The organism is Priestia sp. 53B2 (assembly GCF_056099005.1).
On record NZ_JBLZXA010000060.1, the window covers coordinates 1 to 953 of the forward strand.

The following is a 953-nucleotide window of genomic DNA, read 5'->3' on the forward strand; positions in this document are numbered from 1 at the left end:
ACTTTTGTGCAAGTGATTTTAGCAATCTTTATTTTAATAGGAGGATTTATAAAACTTTTTCGTATACCGTTTCAAGTTGAACATTGGCGGCACTATCGATACCCATTATGGTTCATGTCTGCAATTGGACTTATTGAAATTATTGGAGCAATAGGAATGATCGGCGGTATTTGGAATCAACACTTGGTTTTAGGATCGGGCATATTATTTATAATTCTCATGATGGGGGCCATACATGCTCATATGTTTCGAGCTCATCAACCTATTGTAACTATTATTCCTGCAACAATCTGTTTGATCTTATCTATAGTAGTTATTTTCTGGAACTCGGATGTGTTTTCCTAAACCTATCGAAATTATGTTGCATTTCGAAAGCCTTACATTTTATTAAATTTAAGGCTTTTTGTGTGGGGGTTCCTGTTCCATTAATGGTGGTTATGTCGACTAGAAGATAACAAAAGATAAGTTGTTTTGGTTATTTATGGATATAGAATGATAGAATTAAACAAAAGCGAATATGTGGAGGAACTAATTTATATGAAAAATGTAATTGCGATTATTGGAGGTACTGGAAAAGCAGGTAAATATTTAGCCGAAACAGCCATTCAAAAAGGTTATATAGTCCGTTTGTTAGTTAGAAGTCCTGAGAAACTTACATTTGCAGATCCAAATGTAAGTTTTATTCAAGGAGACGCTAGAAATGCAGATTCCATTTATTCTCTAATTAATGGATGTGACGTAGTGATAAATACATTTGGTCAACCTAACAGAGCTAAACCTTTATATAGTGAAACTACCACTTTAATCGTCAACACTATGAAAGAACTTGAAATTAAAAGATATATTGGTGTAACGGGTGGATCTTTAGATATCAAAGGGGATAAAAAAACATTCGTCAATAAACTAGGAGCAATTGCTTTTCGTATTCTTTATTCTGAGATGATTTTAGATAA

The 953-nt window shown here is 32.9% G+C and carries 2 protein-coding genes; both read left to right on the forward strand.

The genetic code is table 11. The features are described 5' to 3' along the window. Nucleotides 1-6 precede the first annotated feature (6 nt). On the forward strand, nucleotides 7-345 hold the full coding sequence (locus ACN6NE_RS30995) for a DoxX family protein (protein ID WP_474329427.1): 339 nt from the start codon (nucleotides 7-9) through the stop codon (nucleotides 343-345). A gap of 192 nt (nucleotides 346-537) precedes the next feature. Next, nucleotides 538-953 (forward strand): NAD(P)-dependent oxidoreductase (locus ACN6NE_RS31000; RefSeq protein ID WP_474329425.1); only part of this gene is annotated, 416 nt, incomplete at its 3' end.